A 14,967-nucleotide genomic window follows, 5' to 3' on the forward strand; every position below is an offset into this window, starting at 1 on the left:
GCAAGGAGCGCCAGGCCGTGGACGTCGAGATACCCGCGCTCGTGCGGGACGCCGCCGCCCGGTTCGGGGCCGGTGCTCCCTACGCGCTGAAGGTCCTGGCCGGGCAGCTCGCCGACGATCCGGACTTGGGGGTGCCCTCGCGGCTGCCCGGTATTCGTACCGTGCTGGTCGACGGTGACCTGTTCGAGGACTGTCCCGCGCTGGCCGTCGGCTACCTCCATGAGCCCGACCGCATCGAGATCCGGTACGTCGCCCTGGCCCCGTCCGCCGAGCCCGACGGCGTGCAAGAGGCGGAGCGGGAACGGGAGTTGCCCGCCGATCCCGATGTCACCGCGGTCACCGTGCGGGAGGTCGCGGATGCCTGGCGCCGGATCACGCGCTGGCTCCGGGACAACGCGCCCGACTCTTTCGCCGCGCTGCGCACCGGCGCCGATCTGGCCGCCGTAGCCGCGCTGGAGAGCGAGCTCGGGGTGCGGATACCGGTCGAGTTGACCGTCCTGTGGCTGCTGACCGCGGGCGACGACGGGTCCGACGGGCGGGGCTGCCTGCCGGGCAACCGGGCGCTGTTGCCCCTGGACGCGGTGGCCGCCGTACACCGGCTGAAGACGGATGCCCAGGCGCACCTGGACAGCGCGAACGCCGGTCGTCCCGAGGAGGAGCGGATCACCGTGTGGCGTCCGGCCTGGATTCCGGTCGCCGCGGACGGCCCCGCCGACCGGGTCTCGGGCCTCTGTCTCGACACCGAGAGCGGCTTCCTCGGGCGGTGGTCGCGCTACGACGACCACCCCGGCGACGAGCGCGACACGCTGGTGACCTACCTGGAGGAGACCGCCGACGCGCTCGAAGCCCCGGCCCTGGCGCCCCGGGACGAGCCCGGTCTGATCGGCGGGACGCTGGTGTGGCGCAGCAGCATCGACCCTGCGCGGGAGGGCAGTTGGCGGCCCCTGAAGTGACCGACCAACCTCAGGTCGGAGTGACGTCATACGGAGCGGGACCGCCGCACCGACACGGCCGAGGTCTGGCCGGCGCGATCCAGGCGGCGGGGGCACTGGATCTCACCGACCGAGCCCGGCCCGCGCTCAGGCCCAGGCCGTCACCGGCACGAACGAGCTGTCCGTACGGAAGAGGTCCGTGCCGTCCGTCGGGTCCACCCGGAGTTGGTAGTTGTAGTGGCGCAGGTAGTAGCCGGGGTAGTTGTACGACTCGAAGCGGAGCGAGGCGGTGGTGGCGCCGGTCCGGGCGTAGAACGTGGCGTCCTTCGCGAACGTCGTCGTGCCGTCGTTGGCGTCGAAGCGGCCCCGGAAGTCGTAGTGGCGCAGGTAGTTGCCCGCACTGTCCCGGAAGGAGAAGCCGGTCGCGTCGGCGAGGCCCGCGACGACGGTGAACGTGGACGCCTGCTTCAGCGCGGTGGTGCCGGCGCTGGTCACCACCGGCAGGTTGAGCAGGGCGGACTGCTCCTGCCAGTAGCGGGTCGTGTAGTTGGCGGACTGGAAGGAGCGGGTGACACCGGTCGCGAGGCTCGGGCCGCCGGACACGGTCTCCTTGATGACGGTGAAGTGGCGTGCCGTGCCGGAGAGGGTGGTGAGCGCGGTCGGCGCGGACCAGGTGGCGAAGGTGTCGTAGCTGTCGCTGTAGTAGTAGGTGCCGTCGCCGTAGCCGTCGAAGAAGATCCGCCAGCCGCCGTTGTCGAGCTGGACGACCGAGGGGCCCTCGCGGTAGCTGCCCCAGCCGGCCCAGTCGCCGGTCTTGGAGATCGTGTAGGGGCCGGTGAGGCTGGTGGCGGTGGCGTACTCGATGTACTTGGCCGTCTCGTTCTTGGTGAAGGCGTGGTAGGTCGAGCCGATGCGCACGATGTACGTGTCGATGTGGTTGGAGCCGATGCCGGACAGGGCCACCGGTGAACTCCAGGCCGTGAGCGCGGAGTTGGTGGCCTTCAGCCGGTACGGCGTGAAGATCCACTCGTCGTCGGTGGTGGAGCAGGACACGATGACGTTCACGCTGCCGTCGCTGTCGACGAACCACTCGGGCGCCCACGCGCGGGACAGGTTCGTGATCGGGACCGTGTAGTCGTACAGGAACGTCCAGTCGACCCGGTCGGTGCTGCGGGCGAAGCCGATGGTGGTGCTGACGTCCTCCCAGGTGTGGGTGGTGTACGTCAGGTAGTAGTAGCCGTCGGTGTGCTTGAACACGCTCGCGTCGCGGATGCGGTTGCTCGGCGGGGTGTAGGCGGAGGCCTGGACGAGGCGGAAGTCGGTGGCGTCGTCGGACTGGTAGACGTTGACGGTGCCGTCGTCGCTGTTGAGGAACGGGACGATCGTGTAGCGGGTGGCGTAGCCGCTCGACGGGGCGGCGGCCAGGGCCGTGCCGAGCAGTCCGGGGGCCTCGCCCAGGACGAGTGCGGAGACGGGCAGGGCGGCCAGCGCGCGCAGCAGGGCGCGACGGGACGGCGTGGGGGGACGTGTGGTCACGGGCGGCTCTCCCGGAGACTCGGACGTTCGTCATATCGAACGCGGTTCGTGAATTCGGTCAGAAGGTAAGGGTGGGTCAAGAACACGTCAATGGGTTGCGCAGTGCTGGACGATCTCTGTGGGAAGCCTGTGGCGGACCGTCAACCGTGCACCCCACACGGGAAGTTGCCGCATCCGCACCACACCGGCCGCCCGCCCGTTACCGTTCGGTGGACCACCCGCTCCGGAGGTGCCGCCATGACGCCCGACCGTTCCCCAGGCCTGGCCGAGTCCGCCCGCGCGCTGGCCGCCGGGGAGGTGACGTCACGGGCCCTGACCGAGCAGGCACTGGACCGGATCGAGGCAACCCAGGCCTCCCTGAACGCCTTTCGGGTCGTACGGCGGGAGGCCGCGCTCGCCGAGGCCGACACGGCGGACCGCGAACTGGCCGCCGGAGTCCGCAAGTTGCTGCTCGGCGTACCGGTCGCCGTCAAGGACGACACGGACGTGGCGGGCGAGCCGACCGCCTTCGGCTGCCGGGGCGAGTTCCCGCCGGCGGCCGAGGACGGCGAGGCGGTACGACGGCTGCGGGCGGCCGGTGCCGTGATCGTCGGGAAGACCAACACCTGCGAGCTCGGGCAGTGGCCGTTCACCGAGGGACCCGCGTTCGGGGCGACCCGCAATCCGTGGAACTCCCGTCACACACCCGGGGGTTCGTCCGGCGGCTCGGCGGCGGCGGTCGCCGCGGGCCTGGTCCCGGCCGCGCTCGGCTCGGACGGCGCGGGATCGGTGCGCATCCCGGCCTCCTGGACCCACCTCATCGGCGTCAAACCGCAGCGCGGCCGGATCTCGACCTGGCCGCGCGGCGAGTCCTTCCAGGGCATCACGGTCAACGGCACCCTGGCCCGTACGGTCGCGGACGCGGCCCTGCTCCTGGACGCGGCGAGCGGCAATCACGCCCAGGACCCGCACCGGCCGCCCGCGCTGCGGATGTCCGAGGCCGTGGACCGCGACCCCGGCCGACTGCGCATCGCGCTCTCCCTGAAGCCGCCGTTCACCGCGCTGCCCGCCCGGCTGCGACCGGAGGTACGGGCTCGGGTGCTCGAACTCGCCGAGAAACTGACCCGGTTGGGCCACACGGTCGTAGCGGATGACCCGCCCTACGGCCGGATCGGGCTGACCTTCCTCCCCCGGGCCACCGTCGGTCTCGCCGAGCGGGTCCGCGAGGCACCGCACCCCGGGCTCCTCGACCGCCGCACCCTGGACGCCGCTCGCCTCGGCCGACTGCTCGGCGGGGCCCCGCTGCGGGCGGCCCGGCGCGCGGAGGCGACCCTGCACGACCGGTTCGGCGCGTTCTTCGGGATGTACGACCTGGTCCTCGCACCGACAACTGCCGCTCCCCCGCCGCTCGTCGGCGCACTGCTCGACCTGGACGGACTGGCCACCGACCGCGCGATGATCGCCGCCTGTCCGTACGCCTGGCCGTGGAACATCCTCGGCTGGCCCGGCGTCAACGTCCCCGCCGGGTTCGTCGCCGACGGACTCCCCGTCGGCGCCCAGCTGTTGGGCCCGGCGAACAGCGAACCCCTCCTGCTGTCGCTGGCCGCCCAGCTGGAGGCCGAGCTGCGCTGGCACGAGCGGCGGCCGGAGCCGATCGGCGCGGATTACCCGGCGGCACAGGCCACTTCGGCCCGTACCCTGTGACCATGGACGATGCGTCGATGGTCGGGCTGATGGGGCGGGTCACGGGGGCGGTCGGACCCGGGCTCGTCGGCGAGGTGATCGTCCGGGTGCGCGGCGGCGCCGAGCACTTCCTCGCGTACGCCGCCACGGGCACCGACCGGATCGAGCGGGGCACCGTGGTGATGGTCGTGGAATATCTCCCGCCACGTACCGTCTACGTAACAGCGGCGTACGACAGTTGAGCGTGCTCCCCCGCAGGTGAGAGCCGTTTCAAGGGTGTTCGCGTCAAGATTGCAACAAGGATCCGTCAACGTCTGTACCGCGGTGTCGCACAGGCGCACACTCCCTTCGTTCGGTGCCGAAAGGGCACCATCACTAGGGGGCGTATGCCGATGGTCATCGGCGTCGTAGCGGGGGTGGCGCTTGTCGCCGTCCTCGTACTGATCGGTCTGTTCAAGTCGATGTGGCGAGTCGCCGAGCCCAACGAGGCACTCATCATCTCGGGCTCGAAACACCGTACCGAAGGCCTCGAAGAGGGCATGGGGTTCCGCATCGTCACGGGGCGCGGCACGCTGGTGCTGCCCGGTGTGCAGGCGGTGCGCAAGATCTCGCTGGACCTCAACGAGACCGAACTGCACGTGGATTGCGTGACCACCCAGGGCATTCCGCTCAAGGTGCGGGGCGTGGTCATCTTCAAGGTGGGCGACGACTTCGTGTCGATCGCCAACGCGGGCCGTCGTTTCCTCGACCAGCAGAAGATGATGTCGGAGCGGGTGCACAACGTGTTCGCCGGTCATCTCCGGTCCATCGTGGGCGGGTTGACGGTCGAGGACATGATCCGCGACCGGGAGAAGCTGACCGGCCAGACCCGTGCCGCGTGCGGTACGGAGATGGAGAAGCTGGGCCTGATCGTGGACTCGCTGCAGATCCACGAGATCGAGGACCCGACCGGGTACATCAAGAACCTCGCGATGCCGCACGCCGCCGCCGTGCAGCGGGACGCGCGCATCGCGCAGGCCGAGGCCAACCGGCTGGCCACCGAGGCCGAGCAGAAGGCCGCGGCACGGATGTCGGAGGCCACCCGGGACAGCGAGATCCTCCAGGCCGGCTACCAGGCCGAGCGGGACAAGGCGGCGGCGAAGGCCCGGCAGGCCGGACCGCTCGCGGACGCCGCCGCCCGGCAGGACGTCGTCGTACAGGAGACCCGGATCGCCGAACTCGACGCCCTGCGCCGGGAACAGCAGCTCCAGGCGGACGTCCGCAAGCCCGCGGACGCCCAGGCGTACGAGACCCGGGCCCGTGCCGAGGCCGAGCGTGACGCGCGGATCTCCGCCGCACAGGCCAAGGCCAAGGAGACCGAACTGGCGGCCACGGCCGAGGCGAGCCGGATCAAGACGGCCGCGATCGCCGAGGCCGAGGCGACCCAGGCACGCGGTGCCGCCGCAGCGACGGCGACCAGGGCCACCGGTGAGGCCGAGGCGGCAGCCGCGCAGGCGAAGGGTCTGGCCGCCGCCGAGGCGACCCGGGCCCAGGGTCTCGCCGAGGCGGAGGCCATCAAGGCGCGGGCCGCGGCCCTCGCCGAGAACCAGGAAGCGGTGGTCGCCCAGCAACTCGCCGAGAACTGGCCGGAGATCGTGAAGGCCGGCGCGTCCGCGTTCGGCAGCGTCGACAACATGGTGGTCCTCAACGGGGCCGACGGCATGGCGGAGATGCTCGCCAAGGCGCTCACGATGGGCGGCACGGGCCTCGGTCTGGCCCGTCAGCTGCTCTCCTCGATGAACCAGAACGGCCAGCCCACGAACGGGACTTCGGCCCTGAACGGGAGCGCGGCACCGCCGTCGCAGAAGGTGCCGGTGGAGAAGGACGAGAAGTGACGTCAACGGGAGGCTGACGTACGGGTCGCGGGGGACACCCTCTAAGGTGCCCCCCGTGACCGCGTTTACCGATGAGAACGTCCCGGGCCGCTACGGCCCCTCCGCCACCACCGAGGCCGACCCGCGCGAGGTCGGCAAGGTGCGTACCGAGTACTCCCCCGCGCACGACGGGGATCCCGACCCCGGTGAGATCGTCTGGACCTGGGTGCCGTTCGAGGAGAACGACGGCCGGGGCAAGGACCGCCCGGTGCTCGTCGTGGCCCGTGAGCCCGGTGGGACACTGCTCGCCGTCCAGCTCTCCAGCAAGCGGCACGACGCCGACCGCGAGTGGGTGGCGATCGGCAGCGGCCCGTGGGACAAGTCGGGCCGCGACTCCTGGGTCGACGTGGACCGCATCCTGCGGCTGCACGAGGACGGCATGCGCCGCGAGGCGTGCGCCATCGACCAGATGCGCTTCAACCTCGTCCGCCACCGGCTGCACGAGCGCTACGGCTGGACCTGAGCGGCTACTTCTGGAGCTGAGGCTCCGGAAAGGCCCGTACGAAGGCGTCCCGGACCGCGGCACCCGGTGTGCGATCCAGGACGCCGAACACCACGTGCTCGAAGGCCCCGGCGAACCGTCCGCCCGGCCCGAGCAGCGTGTGGAAGGCGTCCGCGACCTGCGCCGGGTCGTTCTGGAACACCCCGCAGCCCCAGGCCCCCAGGACCAGCCGGCGGTAGCCGTGCGCGAGCGCCGTCTCCAGCACCCGCTCCGCCCGGACGGCGACGGCCTGCGGCAGCTCGGCCGCGCGCTCCGGTGCCGTGCGCAGCACGACCCCGGCGTTCGGCGCGGCGGCGGTCAGGAAGCCCGCGGGGTACGGCTCGTCCAGCAGGCGGCCCTTGTCGTCGCGGAAGACGGGGACGGCCGGTGAGTGGATGACCCGGTCCGTGTAGAACGGATCGCGGTGGGCGCGGTGGTGGTCGTAGAAGCCGCGGGCCTCGAGCAGGCAGGTGTACAGCGCGGAGGCGCGGCACAGCGCCTCTTCCTGGGCCTGGGCTCCGTTGAGGAAACCGCCGCCCGGATTGCGGGCCGAGGCGAAGTTCAGCACGGCGACCGGGCCGGTGAGCCGGCGGGCGGCCTCCAGGCTGCTCTCCCCCGTGACCTCGATGAACGTGTCCGCCGGCGAGAAGACCGGTATGCGCACCGGCTCCGGTCCGTGCAGGCGGGTGCCCGCCCGGGCCGCCGCGGTCTCCGCGGCGATGGACACCTCGCGCCCGTCCGCCGTGCGGTAGCCCCCGGCCGCGACGATCTCTTCGGTCTGCCGCGCGATGCCGCGCAGACGCGCGCTCATGGCATAACCCCCGTGTACGCCATGAGCGCGCGCCCCGCGATCTCCCCCGTGTTCTCCCCCGTCGTGCTCATACATGCATCGTGAGCGATGCTGGTCGTGCGGTGCAACGGAGTTTCCGGGCTCCGCGAACGGCCGGCGAACCGGAGATTACCGATCCCGAACGTGCCGATACGCACCCTTGTGCGACGGGGCGCGAGGGTCTTGGGTGGTACGAGTGTGCCGGCCCGGGCCCAACCGAAACCGGGCCGGTGGCATGGTGGAATCTCAGGAGGATCCCGACATGTCCGATACGGCAAGTGACTGTAGCGACTGTACGGAGCCCCGTACCGCGGTCACCGAACCCGAGGTGGAGGCCCTGGTCAGGGGCATCTGCTTCAAGACCGGTCCGCCCCGCACGCTCGGGGTCGAAGTGGAATGGCTCGTCCACGAGCTGCGGCTGCCGCAGCTCCCCGTGACACCCGAACGACTCGAAGCGGCCTACGCCGCGTTGAAGACCGTGCACCTGAGGTCGGCGCTCACCGTCGAGCCCGGCGGCCAGCTGGAACTCAGCTCGTCGCCCGCCACCTCCCTGATGGAGTGCATCGGTTCCGTCGCCGAAGACCTCGACACCGTCCGCGCGGTGCTGGCCCGCGACAACCTGGGGCTGGTCGGCGTCGGCCACGACCCCTGGCACCCGCCGCGCCGGTTCCTGCACGAGCCGCGCTACGACGCCATGGAGCGCTGCCTCGACCGCACCGGCCCCGCCGGCCGCCGCATGATGTGCACCTCGGCATCCGTGCAGGTGTGCCTGGACGCGGGCTACGAGGAGCCGGGACCGCTCGGCCACGGGCGGCGCTGGTGGCTGGCGCACCAACTGGGCGCGGTGCTGGTGGCCGCGTTCGCCAACTCCCCGCTGGTCGGCCGCAGCCCCACGGGCTGGCGTTCCTCCCGGCAGCTGATCTGGATGGAGATCGGCCCCGGGCGGGCGGGCGCGCCCCCGCTGGACGCGGAACCGCGCGGCGCCTGGGCGGAGCACGTGCTGGACTCGCCGGTGATGTGCGTCCGGCGCGAGGACGGCCCGTGGGACGTGCCCGAGGGGCTCACCTTCCGGGAGTGGACCCGGTCGTCGACACCCCCGACCCGTGACGACCTCGACTACCACCTCACCACCCTGTTTCCGCCGGTCAGACCGCGGGGCCATCTCGAACTGCGCATGATCGACGCGCAGCCCGGGGACGACGGCTGGATCGTGCCGCTGGCCGTGACGACGGCGCTGTTCGACGACCCGGAGGCCGCCGAGACGGCGTACCGGGCGGTGACGCCGCTGGCCGAACGGTCCCTGGGGCTGCCCGCGCCGCACAATCCGCTGTGGATCGACGCGGCCCGCTACGGGCTGTCCGACCCGGAGCTGCACGAGGTGGCGCTCGTGTGCTTCGCGACGGCGCTGGAGGCGCTGCCCCGGCTGGGCGCGAGCTCCGAGGTCACGGACGCCGTCCGCGCGTACTTCGACCGCTATGTCATCCGGGGCCGCTGCCCCGCCGACGATCTGCTCGACCGCGTGCGTGGCACCGACAACCGCCCGCACGGGAAGGACATCCGCACATGACCGACGCCGACACCACCGTTGATGACATCGATATCGAGGCGCTCAGGGAACGGGCGTTGACCACCCTCACCACGGCCCGGGACCGCACCACGCTCCTGACGAGCTGTGTGGACGAGCCCGAACTCACCGCCCAGCACTCGCCGTTGATGTCCCCGCTGGTCTGGGACCTCGCACACATCGGCAACCAGGAGGAGCTGTGGCTGCTGCGGGCCGTCGGCGGCCGGGACGCGATGCGGCCCGACATCGACGGCCTCTACGACGCGTTCGAGCACCCGCGCTCCGAACGCCCCTCGCTGCCGCTGCTGCCGCCCGCGGAGGCCCGGCAGTACGCGGCCGAGGTGCGCGGCCGGGTGACGGACGTACTGGCCGATTCGGCGTTCCGCGGGTCGCGGCTGACGGAGGCGGGCTTCGCCTTCGGGATGGTCGCCCAGCACGAACAGCAGCACGACGAAACGATGTTGATCACCCATCAGCTCCGCACGGGGCCACAGGCGTTGACGGCTCCGGACCCGGACCCGATGCTTCTCTTCACCGGCCCGGCCGAAGTCCTCGTCCCCGGCGGCCCGTTCACAATGGGCACCTCCGCCGAGCCATGGGCGCTGGACAACGAGAAGCCCGCGCACCGGCGCGAGGTGGCGCCCTTCCACATCGACACGACCCCGGTGACCAACGGCGCGTATCTGGCGTTCATCGAGGACGGCGGCTACGACGACCCGCGCTGGTGGACGAAGGAGGGCTGGGCGCACATCCGCCGCAACTCCGTTGTCGCGCCGCTGTTCTGGCGCAAGGACGGCAAGCAGTGGCTGCGGCGCCACTTCGGCGCGACGGAGGCCGTGCCGCCCGACGAGCCCGTCCTGCACGTCTGCTGGTACGAGGCCGACGCCTACGCCCGCTGGGCCGGACGGCGGCTGCCCACCGAGGTGGAGTGGGAGAAGGCGGCCCGCCACGACCCGGTGAACGACCGCTCGATGCGCTACCCGTGGGGCGACGCCGACCCGGCACCGGAACACGCCAACCTCGGCCAGCGCCATCTGCGCCCGGCCCCCGCCGGAAGCTATCCGGCGGGCGAATCACCGCTGGGCGTACGGCAGTTGATCGGTGACGTGTGGGAGTGGACGTCGAGCGACTTCCTGCCCTACCCGGGGTTCAGGGCGTTCCCGTACAAGGAGTACTCGGAGGTGTTCTTCGGCCCTGAGTACAAGGTGCTGCGGGGCGGTTCGTTCGCCGTGGACGAGGTGGCCTGCCGGGGCACGTTCCGCAACTGGGACTATCCGATCCGGCGGCAGATCTTCTCCGGATTCCGTACGGCCCGCTCGGGGGCCGTCTGATGTGCCGCCATCTGGCGTACCTGGGACCCGAGGAGCCGCTCGGCCGGCTCCTCGTGGAACCCGAGCACAGCCTGTACCGCCAGTCCTGGGAACCCCGACGCCAACGGCACGGGACGGTCAACGCCGATGGTTTCGGGGTGGGTTGGTACGCCGAGGGCGACCCGGTGCCGGGCCGCTACCGGCGGGCCGTACCCATCTGGGGCGACCAGTCCTTCGCCGACCTGGCCCGGGTGGTCCGCTCGGGGGCGCTGCTGGCCGCCGTGCGGGACGCCACGTTCGCGGGCGCGGACGGGGAGGCCGCGGCGGCGCCGTTCGCAGCGGGCCCCTGGCTGTTCAGCCACAACGGCGCCGTCACCGGCTGGCCCCGGACGCTCGCCGCTCTCGCCCAACGCCTGCCCCCGGTCGACCTGTTGTCCCTTGAGGCCCGCTGCGACTCGGCGCTGGTCTGGGCGCTGGTCCTGGGCCGGCTGCGGGCGGGCGACGAGGAGGGCCAGGCGCTGGCCGACACGGTGGTGGAGGTCGCCCGTGCCGCCCCCGGCTCCCGTCTCAACCTCCTTCTCACCAACGGCGATTCGATCGCCGCGACAGCCTGGGGCGACACCCTCTGGTACCTCTCGGAGCCCGGCCGCCGCACGGTCGTGGCCTCCGAGCCCTACGACGACGACCCGCACTGGCAGGAGGTCCCCGACCGCACTCTGCTCACCGCGAACCGCGCCGAGGTCCTCCTCACCCCCCTGAAAGACCTCGCACCATCGAAGGAGCCCCGTACGTGAGCCCGTTCCTTCTCACCCGCACCCTGCCCGAGGACGCCACCGACGCGGCCCTGCGCGCCGACGTCCTGGAAGGCCTCACCCGCACCCCGAAGACCCTCCCGCCGAAGTGGTTCTACGACGCCCACGGCAGCGAACTCTTCGAGCGGATCACCGAGTTGCCCGAGTACTACCCGACCCGCGCGGAACGGGAGATCCTCATCGACCGGGCCGGCGAGATCGCCGCCGCGACCGGCGCCCGGACGCTCGTCGAGCTGGGCTCCGGCTCCTCGGACAAGACGCGCCATCTCCTCGACGCGTTCACCGACCTGGCCGTGTACGTCCCGGTCGACGTCAGCGAGAGCGCGCTCACCCAGGCCGGGCACGCCCTCATCGAGGAGCGCCCGGGTCTCGACGTGCACGCCCTGATCGCCGACTTCACCGGCGCCCTGGCCCTCCCGGAGACACCGGGTCCCCGGCTGCTGGCGTTCCTCGGCGGCACGATCGGCAACCTGCTGCCTGCCGAACGCGCCACGTTCTTCGCCGGCCTCCGCGCGCTGCTCTCACCCGGCGACGCGCTGCTGCTCGGCACGGACCTGGTCAAGGACGAACAGGTCCTGGTCAGGGCGTACGACGACGCGGCCGGGGTGACGGCCGCGTTCAACAAGAACGTCCTGACCGTGGTCGACCGTGAGCTGGGCGCCGACTTCGACGTCACCGCCTTCGACCACGTGGCCCTCTGGGACGCCGACAACGAGTGGATCGAGATGCGGCTGCGGTCCCGCACGGACCAGACCGTGAAGATCCCGGCGCTCGATCTCGCCGTCGACTTCGCGGCCGGCGAGGAACTGCGCACCGAGATCTCGGCGAAGTTCCGCAAGGAGGGCGTGCGGACCGAACTGGCGGCGGCCGGGCTGGAGTTGGCCCACTGGTGGACCGACCGGGAGGGCCGCTTCGCGCTGTCACTGAGCGTGGTGAACTGACATCGGGTGACGGGCCGTCTCGCGTACCGCCGCACCTTGGGGCACGGTGGAGTGACGCGTGACGCGCCCGTCACGGCCGAGAGGAGTACCCGCATGTCCAACCACACGTACCGGGTCACCGAGATCGTCGGCACCTCTCACGAGGGCATCGACCAGGCCATCCGCAACGGCGTCGCCCGCGCCGCGCAGACCCTGCGCAGCCTCGACTGGTTCGAGGTGACGCAGGTCAGGGGCCAGATCGAGAACGGGCAGATCGAGCACTACCAGGTCGGCCTGAAGGTCGGCTTCCGCATCGAGGACGAGGACTGACGGCCGGAGTCGTATTGCGGCTACCGTCGGCGCACCGCGTAGGTCAGGTGCGTCACCCGCGACGACGGCTGCGAACGGAGCGGCTCCAGCGCGATCCTGGACGCGTCCACGCCGTCGAACAGACGGGTGCCGCTGCCGAAGAGCACCGGTGACAGCGTGATCGAGAACTCGTCGACCAGGCCCGCGTTCAGGTACTCCAGGATCGTCGCGCCGCCGCCGGCGATGCGCACGTCGCGGTCGCCGGCGGCCTCACGGGCCCGGTCGAGGGCGTGCTCGATGCCGTCGTCGACGAAGTGGAACGTGGTGCCGCCGGGCCGCTCCCACGGGTCGCGCTTGGTGTGCGTCACCACGAAGACCGGGGTGTGGAAGGGCGCCTCCTCCGGCCATGACCGCTCGCCGAGGTCGAACATGCGCCTGCCCATCACGCTCGCGCCGGTGCGTCCGAACGTCTCCCGCGCCATGTCGTTGTCGAGGCCCTCCTCGCCGCCCTCGCCCAGCTTCAGGTTCTCCCGGAAGAACCGCAGCGGGAACACCCACTGCTGCAGCTCCGTCCACTGCGCCAGCCAGCGCCGGACATCCGGATCGTCCCGTCTCTCGGGCGCGAAGAGCTCGTCCTGGTCGGGCACGGGCTCGGGTGCGACGAAGCCGTCCAGGGACATCGACACGCTGAAGAACACCTTGCCGGCCATCAGCCCTCCACCGCCTTCCGCGCGAGGTCGGTGACGTAGGCCGCCAGGCTGCTCAGGGTCTGGTTGCCGCCCTCGATCGCGTGGTACTTCTCGGCCGCCTCGTCGCGCAGTTCCTTGGTGGGGAACACCGTGCGCATGACGAGCCGGGTCGCCGCGCCGTCCGCCGCGAAGGTCAGGACCGACTCGAAGGCGTTCGGGTCGTCGCGGGTCTCACCGTGCAGCAGCTCGATCCGCTCCGGCGGGACGATGCGCGCCCAGCGGATCCACTCGGAGTAGTCGGTCCCGTCCGGGCCGTGCAGGACGAAGACCCACTCCCCGCCCTCGCGGAACTCGAAGGACCGCGTGGTGGTGGTGAACCCGTCCGGACCCCACCACCGCGACAGATGCCGGACCTCGGTGAACGCCTCGAACACCAGCTCCCGCGGAGCGTCGACGACCCGGGAGATCACGATCTCCCGGTCGGCCGTAGGCGACTCCGCCCCCGCCCCCGTTTCCTGCCTTGTCCCTGCCATCGGTCAGTCCTCCTGCCGTGCCTGCTTGAGGTCCTGCACATAGGTGTCGAGCCGGTCGAAACTCTCGTTCCAGAACCGCTCGAACCCGCCGGCCCACTCGTGGACGGGCCGCAGTCCGCGGGCATCCAGGCCGTAGAGGCGCTGCTTGCCCGCCTCACGGACCCGGACCAGCCCGACCTCCCGGAGCACCCGCAGATGCTTGGACGCCCCCGGCTGGCTCATCCCCAGCTCGTGCGCCAACTCGGTCACCGGCCGCTCACCCGCCCGCAGCAGCGCCAGGATCTCCCGCCGCTGCGGTTCGGCGATCGCGTTGAAGACGTCCGACGTCGTCGCTGCTCGTGCCATGACAGCCATCGTATGCCGATATGGGAATGCGTCAAGTCGACCGGAGACGGCGCGGGTCCTGTCGGACGGCGCGGGCAGCGCCCTCTCAGGTCCCCTCGCAGGTCCCCTCTCAGGTCCGGCCCTCGCCCTCCTGCGCCGCCTCCAGCGCGGCGGAGGGGGCGGTCCAGCGGGCTCGTACGACCCTGAACCCGGCCCGCTCGGCGTCGTCGCACACCAGCTCGTCGTCGTCCACCAGAACCCGGATGTCCCGGTCCCGGGCCAGCCGCTTGAGGATCTCCAGCTTGGTGCGGCGAGCGGGCCTGCGGTCGTCGTTGCGCCGCATGAAGACCCGCCCCTCGGGCAGCCCCTGCGCGGCGAGCCAGTCGAGGGTGTCGCGTCGGCAGCGCTCGGGCCGCCCGGTCAGATAGACGACCTCGCACTCCTCGGCACACTCCAGGGCGAGTGCGACGCCCTCCGCCAACGGCGGGTCCTGTGACGCGGCGCCGAAGAAGCCGTCCCAGTCGCGCGGCCTGTTCTCCAGGAACCGCTGCCGGTGGGCCGTGTCGGCGAGGGTGTTGTCGAGGTCGAACACGGCGAGGGGCCGCCTGCTGTCAGCTGTCACCGGGCCACCTTAGACAGCCCCCCGCACCCCGGCAGCGACCGCCCGAGGCCGTGGCCTCATGCTTCTCGTATGTCTGCCCCAACTCCCGCTCCCCGTACGTTCCTCATAGGCGCCGCCCGAGAACGGCCCTGCACCCTGGTCGTCTGCCGGGGCTGCTGCTGCGGCGACCCGCGCAAGCACCCGGGCACGGACCACGCCTGGCAGTTGGAACGGCTGCGGTCGGGGGCCGCCGAGCACGGTTTCGCGGTGCGTACGACGGACTGTCTCGGCCCGTGCGACCAGGCCAACGTGATCGTGGTGCAGCCGTCGGCCGCGGGGCGGCGGGCCGGCGGGCGGCCGACCTGGGTCGGGTTCGCGATGGACGACGACTGCACGGAGGAAGTGCTGGAGTGGGCGGCGGCGGGCGGGCCGGGGCTCGCGGAGCCGCCCGTGACGCTGGAGCTGCAGTTCATCGACCCGCCCCGGGACGCACGCGTCCGGTCCCGGCGCTGAGCGCTCCGGGCGACTCGGGGAATGCCGGGGACGCGCGGG

17 protein-coding genes are annotated in these 14,967 nt (G+C 71.7%); 11 read left to right on the forward strand and 6 right to left on the reverse strand.

Annotated features, from left to right (window positions below; genetic code table 11):
- The first annotated feature begins 17 nt into the window (after positions 1-17).
- The gene (locus tag OC490_RS07585) at positions 18-953 is read left to right on the forward strand and encodes an SMI1/KNR4 family protein (protein ID WP_262057034.1); all 936 of its coding nucleotides are present in this window, start codon (positions 18-20) and stop codon (positions 951-953) included.
- Positions 954-1,079: 126 nt separating this feature from the next.
- Here the strand turns inward: OC490_RS07585 and OC490_RS07590 are convergent, their stop codons facing one another.
- Positions 1,080-2,468, reverse strand: a complete 1,389-nt coding sequence (locus OC490_RS07590; protein WP_262057035.1) for a glycoside hydrolase family 43 protein — start codon at positions 2,466-2,468, stop codon at positions 1,080-1,082.
- Positions 2,469-2,705: 237 nt separating this feature from the next.
- Between OC490_RS07590 and OC490_RS07595 the strand changes: the two genes are divergently transcribed.
- The 4 genes from OC490_RS07595 (at position 2,706) to OC490_RS07610 (ending at position 6,506) form a co-directional block, all read left to right on the forward strand.
- On the forward strand, positions 2,706-4,151 hold the full coding sequence (locus OC490_RS07595) for an amidase (RefSeq protein WP_262057036.1): 1,446 nt from the start codon (positions 2,706-2,708) through the stop codon (positions 4,149-4,151).
- A gap of 2 nt (positions 4,152-4,153) precedes the next feature.
- Positions 4,154-4,372, forward strand: a complete 219-nt coding sequence (locus OC490_RS07600; RefSeq protein WP_262057037.1) for a hypothetical protein — start codon at positions 4,154-4,156, stop codon at positions 4,370-4,372.
- A gap of 144 nt (positions 4,373-4,516) precedes the next feature.
- Positions 4,517-6,004 carry a flotillin family protein gene (locus OC490_RS07605; RefSeq protein ID WP_262057038.1) on the forward strand — a complete coding sequence of 496 codons (1,488 nt, stop codon included), beginning with the start codon at positions 4,517-4,519 and terminating at the stop codon, positions 6,002-6,004.
- 55 nt (positions 6,005-6,059) lie between these two features.
- Complete coding sequence (locus OC490_RS07610; RefSeq protein WP_262057039.1) at positions 6,060-6,506, forward strand: type II toxin-antitoxin system PemK/MazF family toxin; 447 nt, start codon at positions 6,060-6,062, stop codon at positions 6,504-6,506.
- Positions 6,507-6,510: 4 nt separating this feature from the next.
- Here the strand turns inward: OC490_RS07610 and OC490_RS07615 are convergent, their stop codons facing one another.
- A complete protein-coding gene (locus OC490_RS07615; RefSeq protein ID WP_262057040.1) occupies positions 6,511-7,335 on the reverse strand; it encodes a TIGR02452 family protein in 825 nt (274 codons plus the stop codon).
- Positions 7,336-7,615: 280 nt separating this feature from the next.
- Between OC490_RS07615 and egtA the strand changes: the two genes are divergently transcribed.
- The 5 genes from egtA (at position 7,616) to OC490_RS07640 (ending at position 12,289) form a co-directional block, all read left to right on the forward strand.
- Complete coding sequence (gene egtA, locus OC490_RS07620; protein ID WP_262057041.1) at positions 7,616-8,920, forward strand: ergothioneine biosynthesis glutamate--cysteine ligase EgtA; 1,305 nt, start codon at positions 7,616-7,618, stop codon at positions 8,918-8,920.
- Positions 8,917-10,248, forward strand: a complete 1,332-nt coding sequence (gene egtB, locus OC490_RS07625) for an ergothioneine biosynthesis protein EgtB (protein ID WP_262057042.1) — start codon at positions 8,917-8,919, stop codon at positions 10,246-10,248. Before egtA ends, egtB begins: the two co-directional genes overlap by 4 nt.
- Positions 10,248-11,021: an ergothioneine biosynthesis protein EgtC gene (gene egtC, locus OC490_RS07630; RefSeq protein WP_262057043.1), complete on the forward strand. Its 774-nt coding sequence runs from the start codon at positions 10,248-10,250 to the stop codon at positions 11,019-11,021. Before egtB ends, egtC begins: the two co-directional genes overlap by 1 nt.
- Positions 11,018-11,980 carry an L-histidine N(alpha)-methyltransferase gene (gene egtD / locus OC490_RS07635; RefSeq protein WP_262057044.1) on the forward strand — a complete coding sequence of 321 codons (963 nt, stop codon included), beginning with the start codon at positions 11,018-11,020 and terminating at the stop codon, positions 11,978-11,980. Before egtC ends, egtD begins: the two co-directional genes overlap by 4 nt.
- Positions 11,981-12,073: 93 nt before the next feature.
- Positions 12,074-12,289 carry a dodecin gene (locus OC490_RS07640; RefSeq protein ID WP_019068358.1) on the forward strand — a complete coding sequence of 72 codons (216 nt, stop codon included), beginning with the start codon at positions 12,074-12,076 and terminating at the stop codon, positions 12,287-12,289.
- A gap of 20 nt (positions 12,290-12,309) precedes the next feature.
- On the opposite strand, the gene OC490_RS07645 is transcribed toward OC490_RS07640, so the two are convergent.
- The 4 genes from OC490_RS07645 to OC490_RS07660 all read right to left on the reverse strand — a co-directional run bounded on the left by OC490_RS07645 (position 12,310) and on the right by OC490_RS07660 (position 14,436).
- Positions 12,310-12,978 (reverse strand): dihydrofolate reductase family protein, encoded by a 669-nt coding sequence (locus tag OC490_RS07645; RefSeq protein ID WP_262057045.1) that lies wholly within the window; start codon positions 12,976-12,978, stop codon positions 12,310-12,312.
- Complete coding sequence (locus OC490_RS07650) at positions 12,978-13,490, reverse strand: SRPBCC family protein (protein WP_262057046.1); 513 nt, start codon at positions 13,488-13,490, stop codon at positions 12,978-12,980. The genes OC490_RS07645 and OC490_RS07650 overlap by 1 nt, the downstream gene beginning before the upstream one ends.
- 3 nt (positions 13,491-13,493) lie before the next feature.
- Positions 13,494-13,835, reverse strand: a complete 342-nt coding sequence (locus OC490_RS07655) for an ArsR/SmtB family transcription factor (RefSeq protein WP_019068355.1) — start codon at positions 13,833-13,835, stop codon at positions 13,494-13,496.
- Between the two features lie 109 nt (positions 13,836-13,944).
- Positions 13,945-14,436 (reverse strand): hypothetical protein, encoded by a 492-nt coding sequence (locus OC490_RS07660; RefSeq protein ID WP_262057047.1) that lies wholly within the window; start codon positions 14,434-14,436, stop codon positions 13,945-13,947.
- 69 nt (positions 14,437-14,505) lie between these two features.
- Between OC490_RS07660 and OC490_RS07665 the strand changes: the two genes are divergently transcribed.
- Positions 14,506-14,928, forward strand: a complete 423-nt coding sequence (locus OC490_RS07665; protein ID WP_262057048.1) for a (2Fe-2S) ferredoxin domain-containing protein — start codon at positions 14,506-14,508, stop codon at positions 14,926-14,928.
- Positions 14,929-14,967 lie beyond the last annotated feature (39 nt).

Origin of the sequence: Streptomyces sp. STR69 (assembly GCF_024519455.1) — a bacterium.
Lineage (GTDB): Bacteria > Actinomycetota > Actinomycetes > Streptomycetales > Streptomycetaceae > Streptomyces.

Excerpts from the sequence above, each read along its gene's own strand:
- OC490_RS07640 (WP_019068358.1), top strand. The coding sequence starts at position 12,074 with ATGTCCAACCACACGTACCGGGTCACCGAGATCGTCGGCACCTCTCAC.
- OC490_RS07600 (WP_262057037.1), top strand. The coding sequence starts at position 4,154 with ATGGACGATGCGTCGATGGTCGGGCTGATGGGGCGGGTCACGGGGGCG.
- OC490_RS07645 (WP_262057045.1), bottom strand. The coding sequence starts at position 12,978 with ATGGCCGGCAAGGTGTTCTTCAGCGTGTCGATGTCCCTGGACGGCTTC.
- OC490_RS07615 (WP_262057040.1), bottom strand. The coding sequence starts at position 7,335 with ATGAGCGCGCGTCTGCGCGGCATCGCGCGGCAGACCGAAGAGATCGTC.
- egtB (WP_262057042.1), top strand. The coding sequence starts at position 8,917 with ATGACCGACGCCGACACCACCGTTGATGACATCGATATCGAGGCGCTC.
- OC490_RS07595 (WP_262057036.1), top strand. The coding sequence starts at position 2,706 with ATGACGCCCGACCGTTCCCCAGGCCTGGCCGAGTCCGCCCGCGCGCTG.
- OC490_RS07655 (WP_019068355.1), bottom strand. The coding sequence starts at position 13,835 with ATGGCACGAGCAGCGACGACGTCGGACGTCTTCAACGCGATCGCCGAA.
- OC490_RS07665 (WP_262057048.1), top strand. The coding sequence starts at position 14,506 with ATGTCTGCCCCAACTCCCGCTCCCCGTACGTTCCTCATAGGCGCCGCC.
- egtA (WP_262057041.1), top strand. The coding sequence starts at position 7,616 with ATGTCCGATACGGCAAGTGACTGTAGCGACTGTACGGAGCCCCGTACC.
- OC490_RS07605 (WP_262057038.1), top strand. The coding sequence starts at position 4,517 with ATGCCGATGGTCATCGGCGTCGTAGCGGGGGTGGCGCTTGTCGCCGTC.
- OC490_RS07650 (WP_262057046.1), bottom strand. The coding sequence starts at position 13,490 with ATGGCAGGGACAAGGCAGGAAACGGGGGCGGGGGCGGAGTCGCCTACG.
- egtC (WP_262057043.1), top strand. The coding sequence starts at position 10,248 with ATGTGCCGCCATCTGGCGTACCTGGGACCCGAGGAGCCGCTCGGCCGG.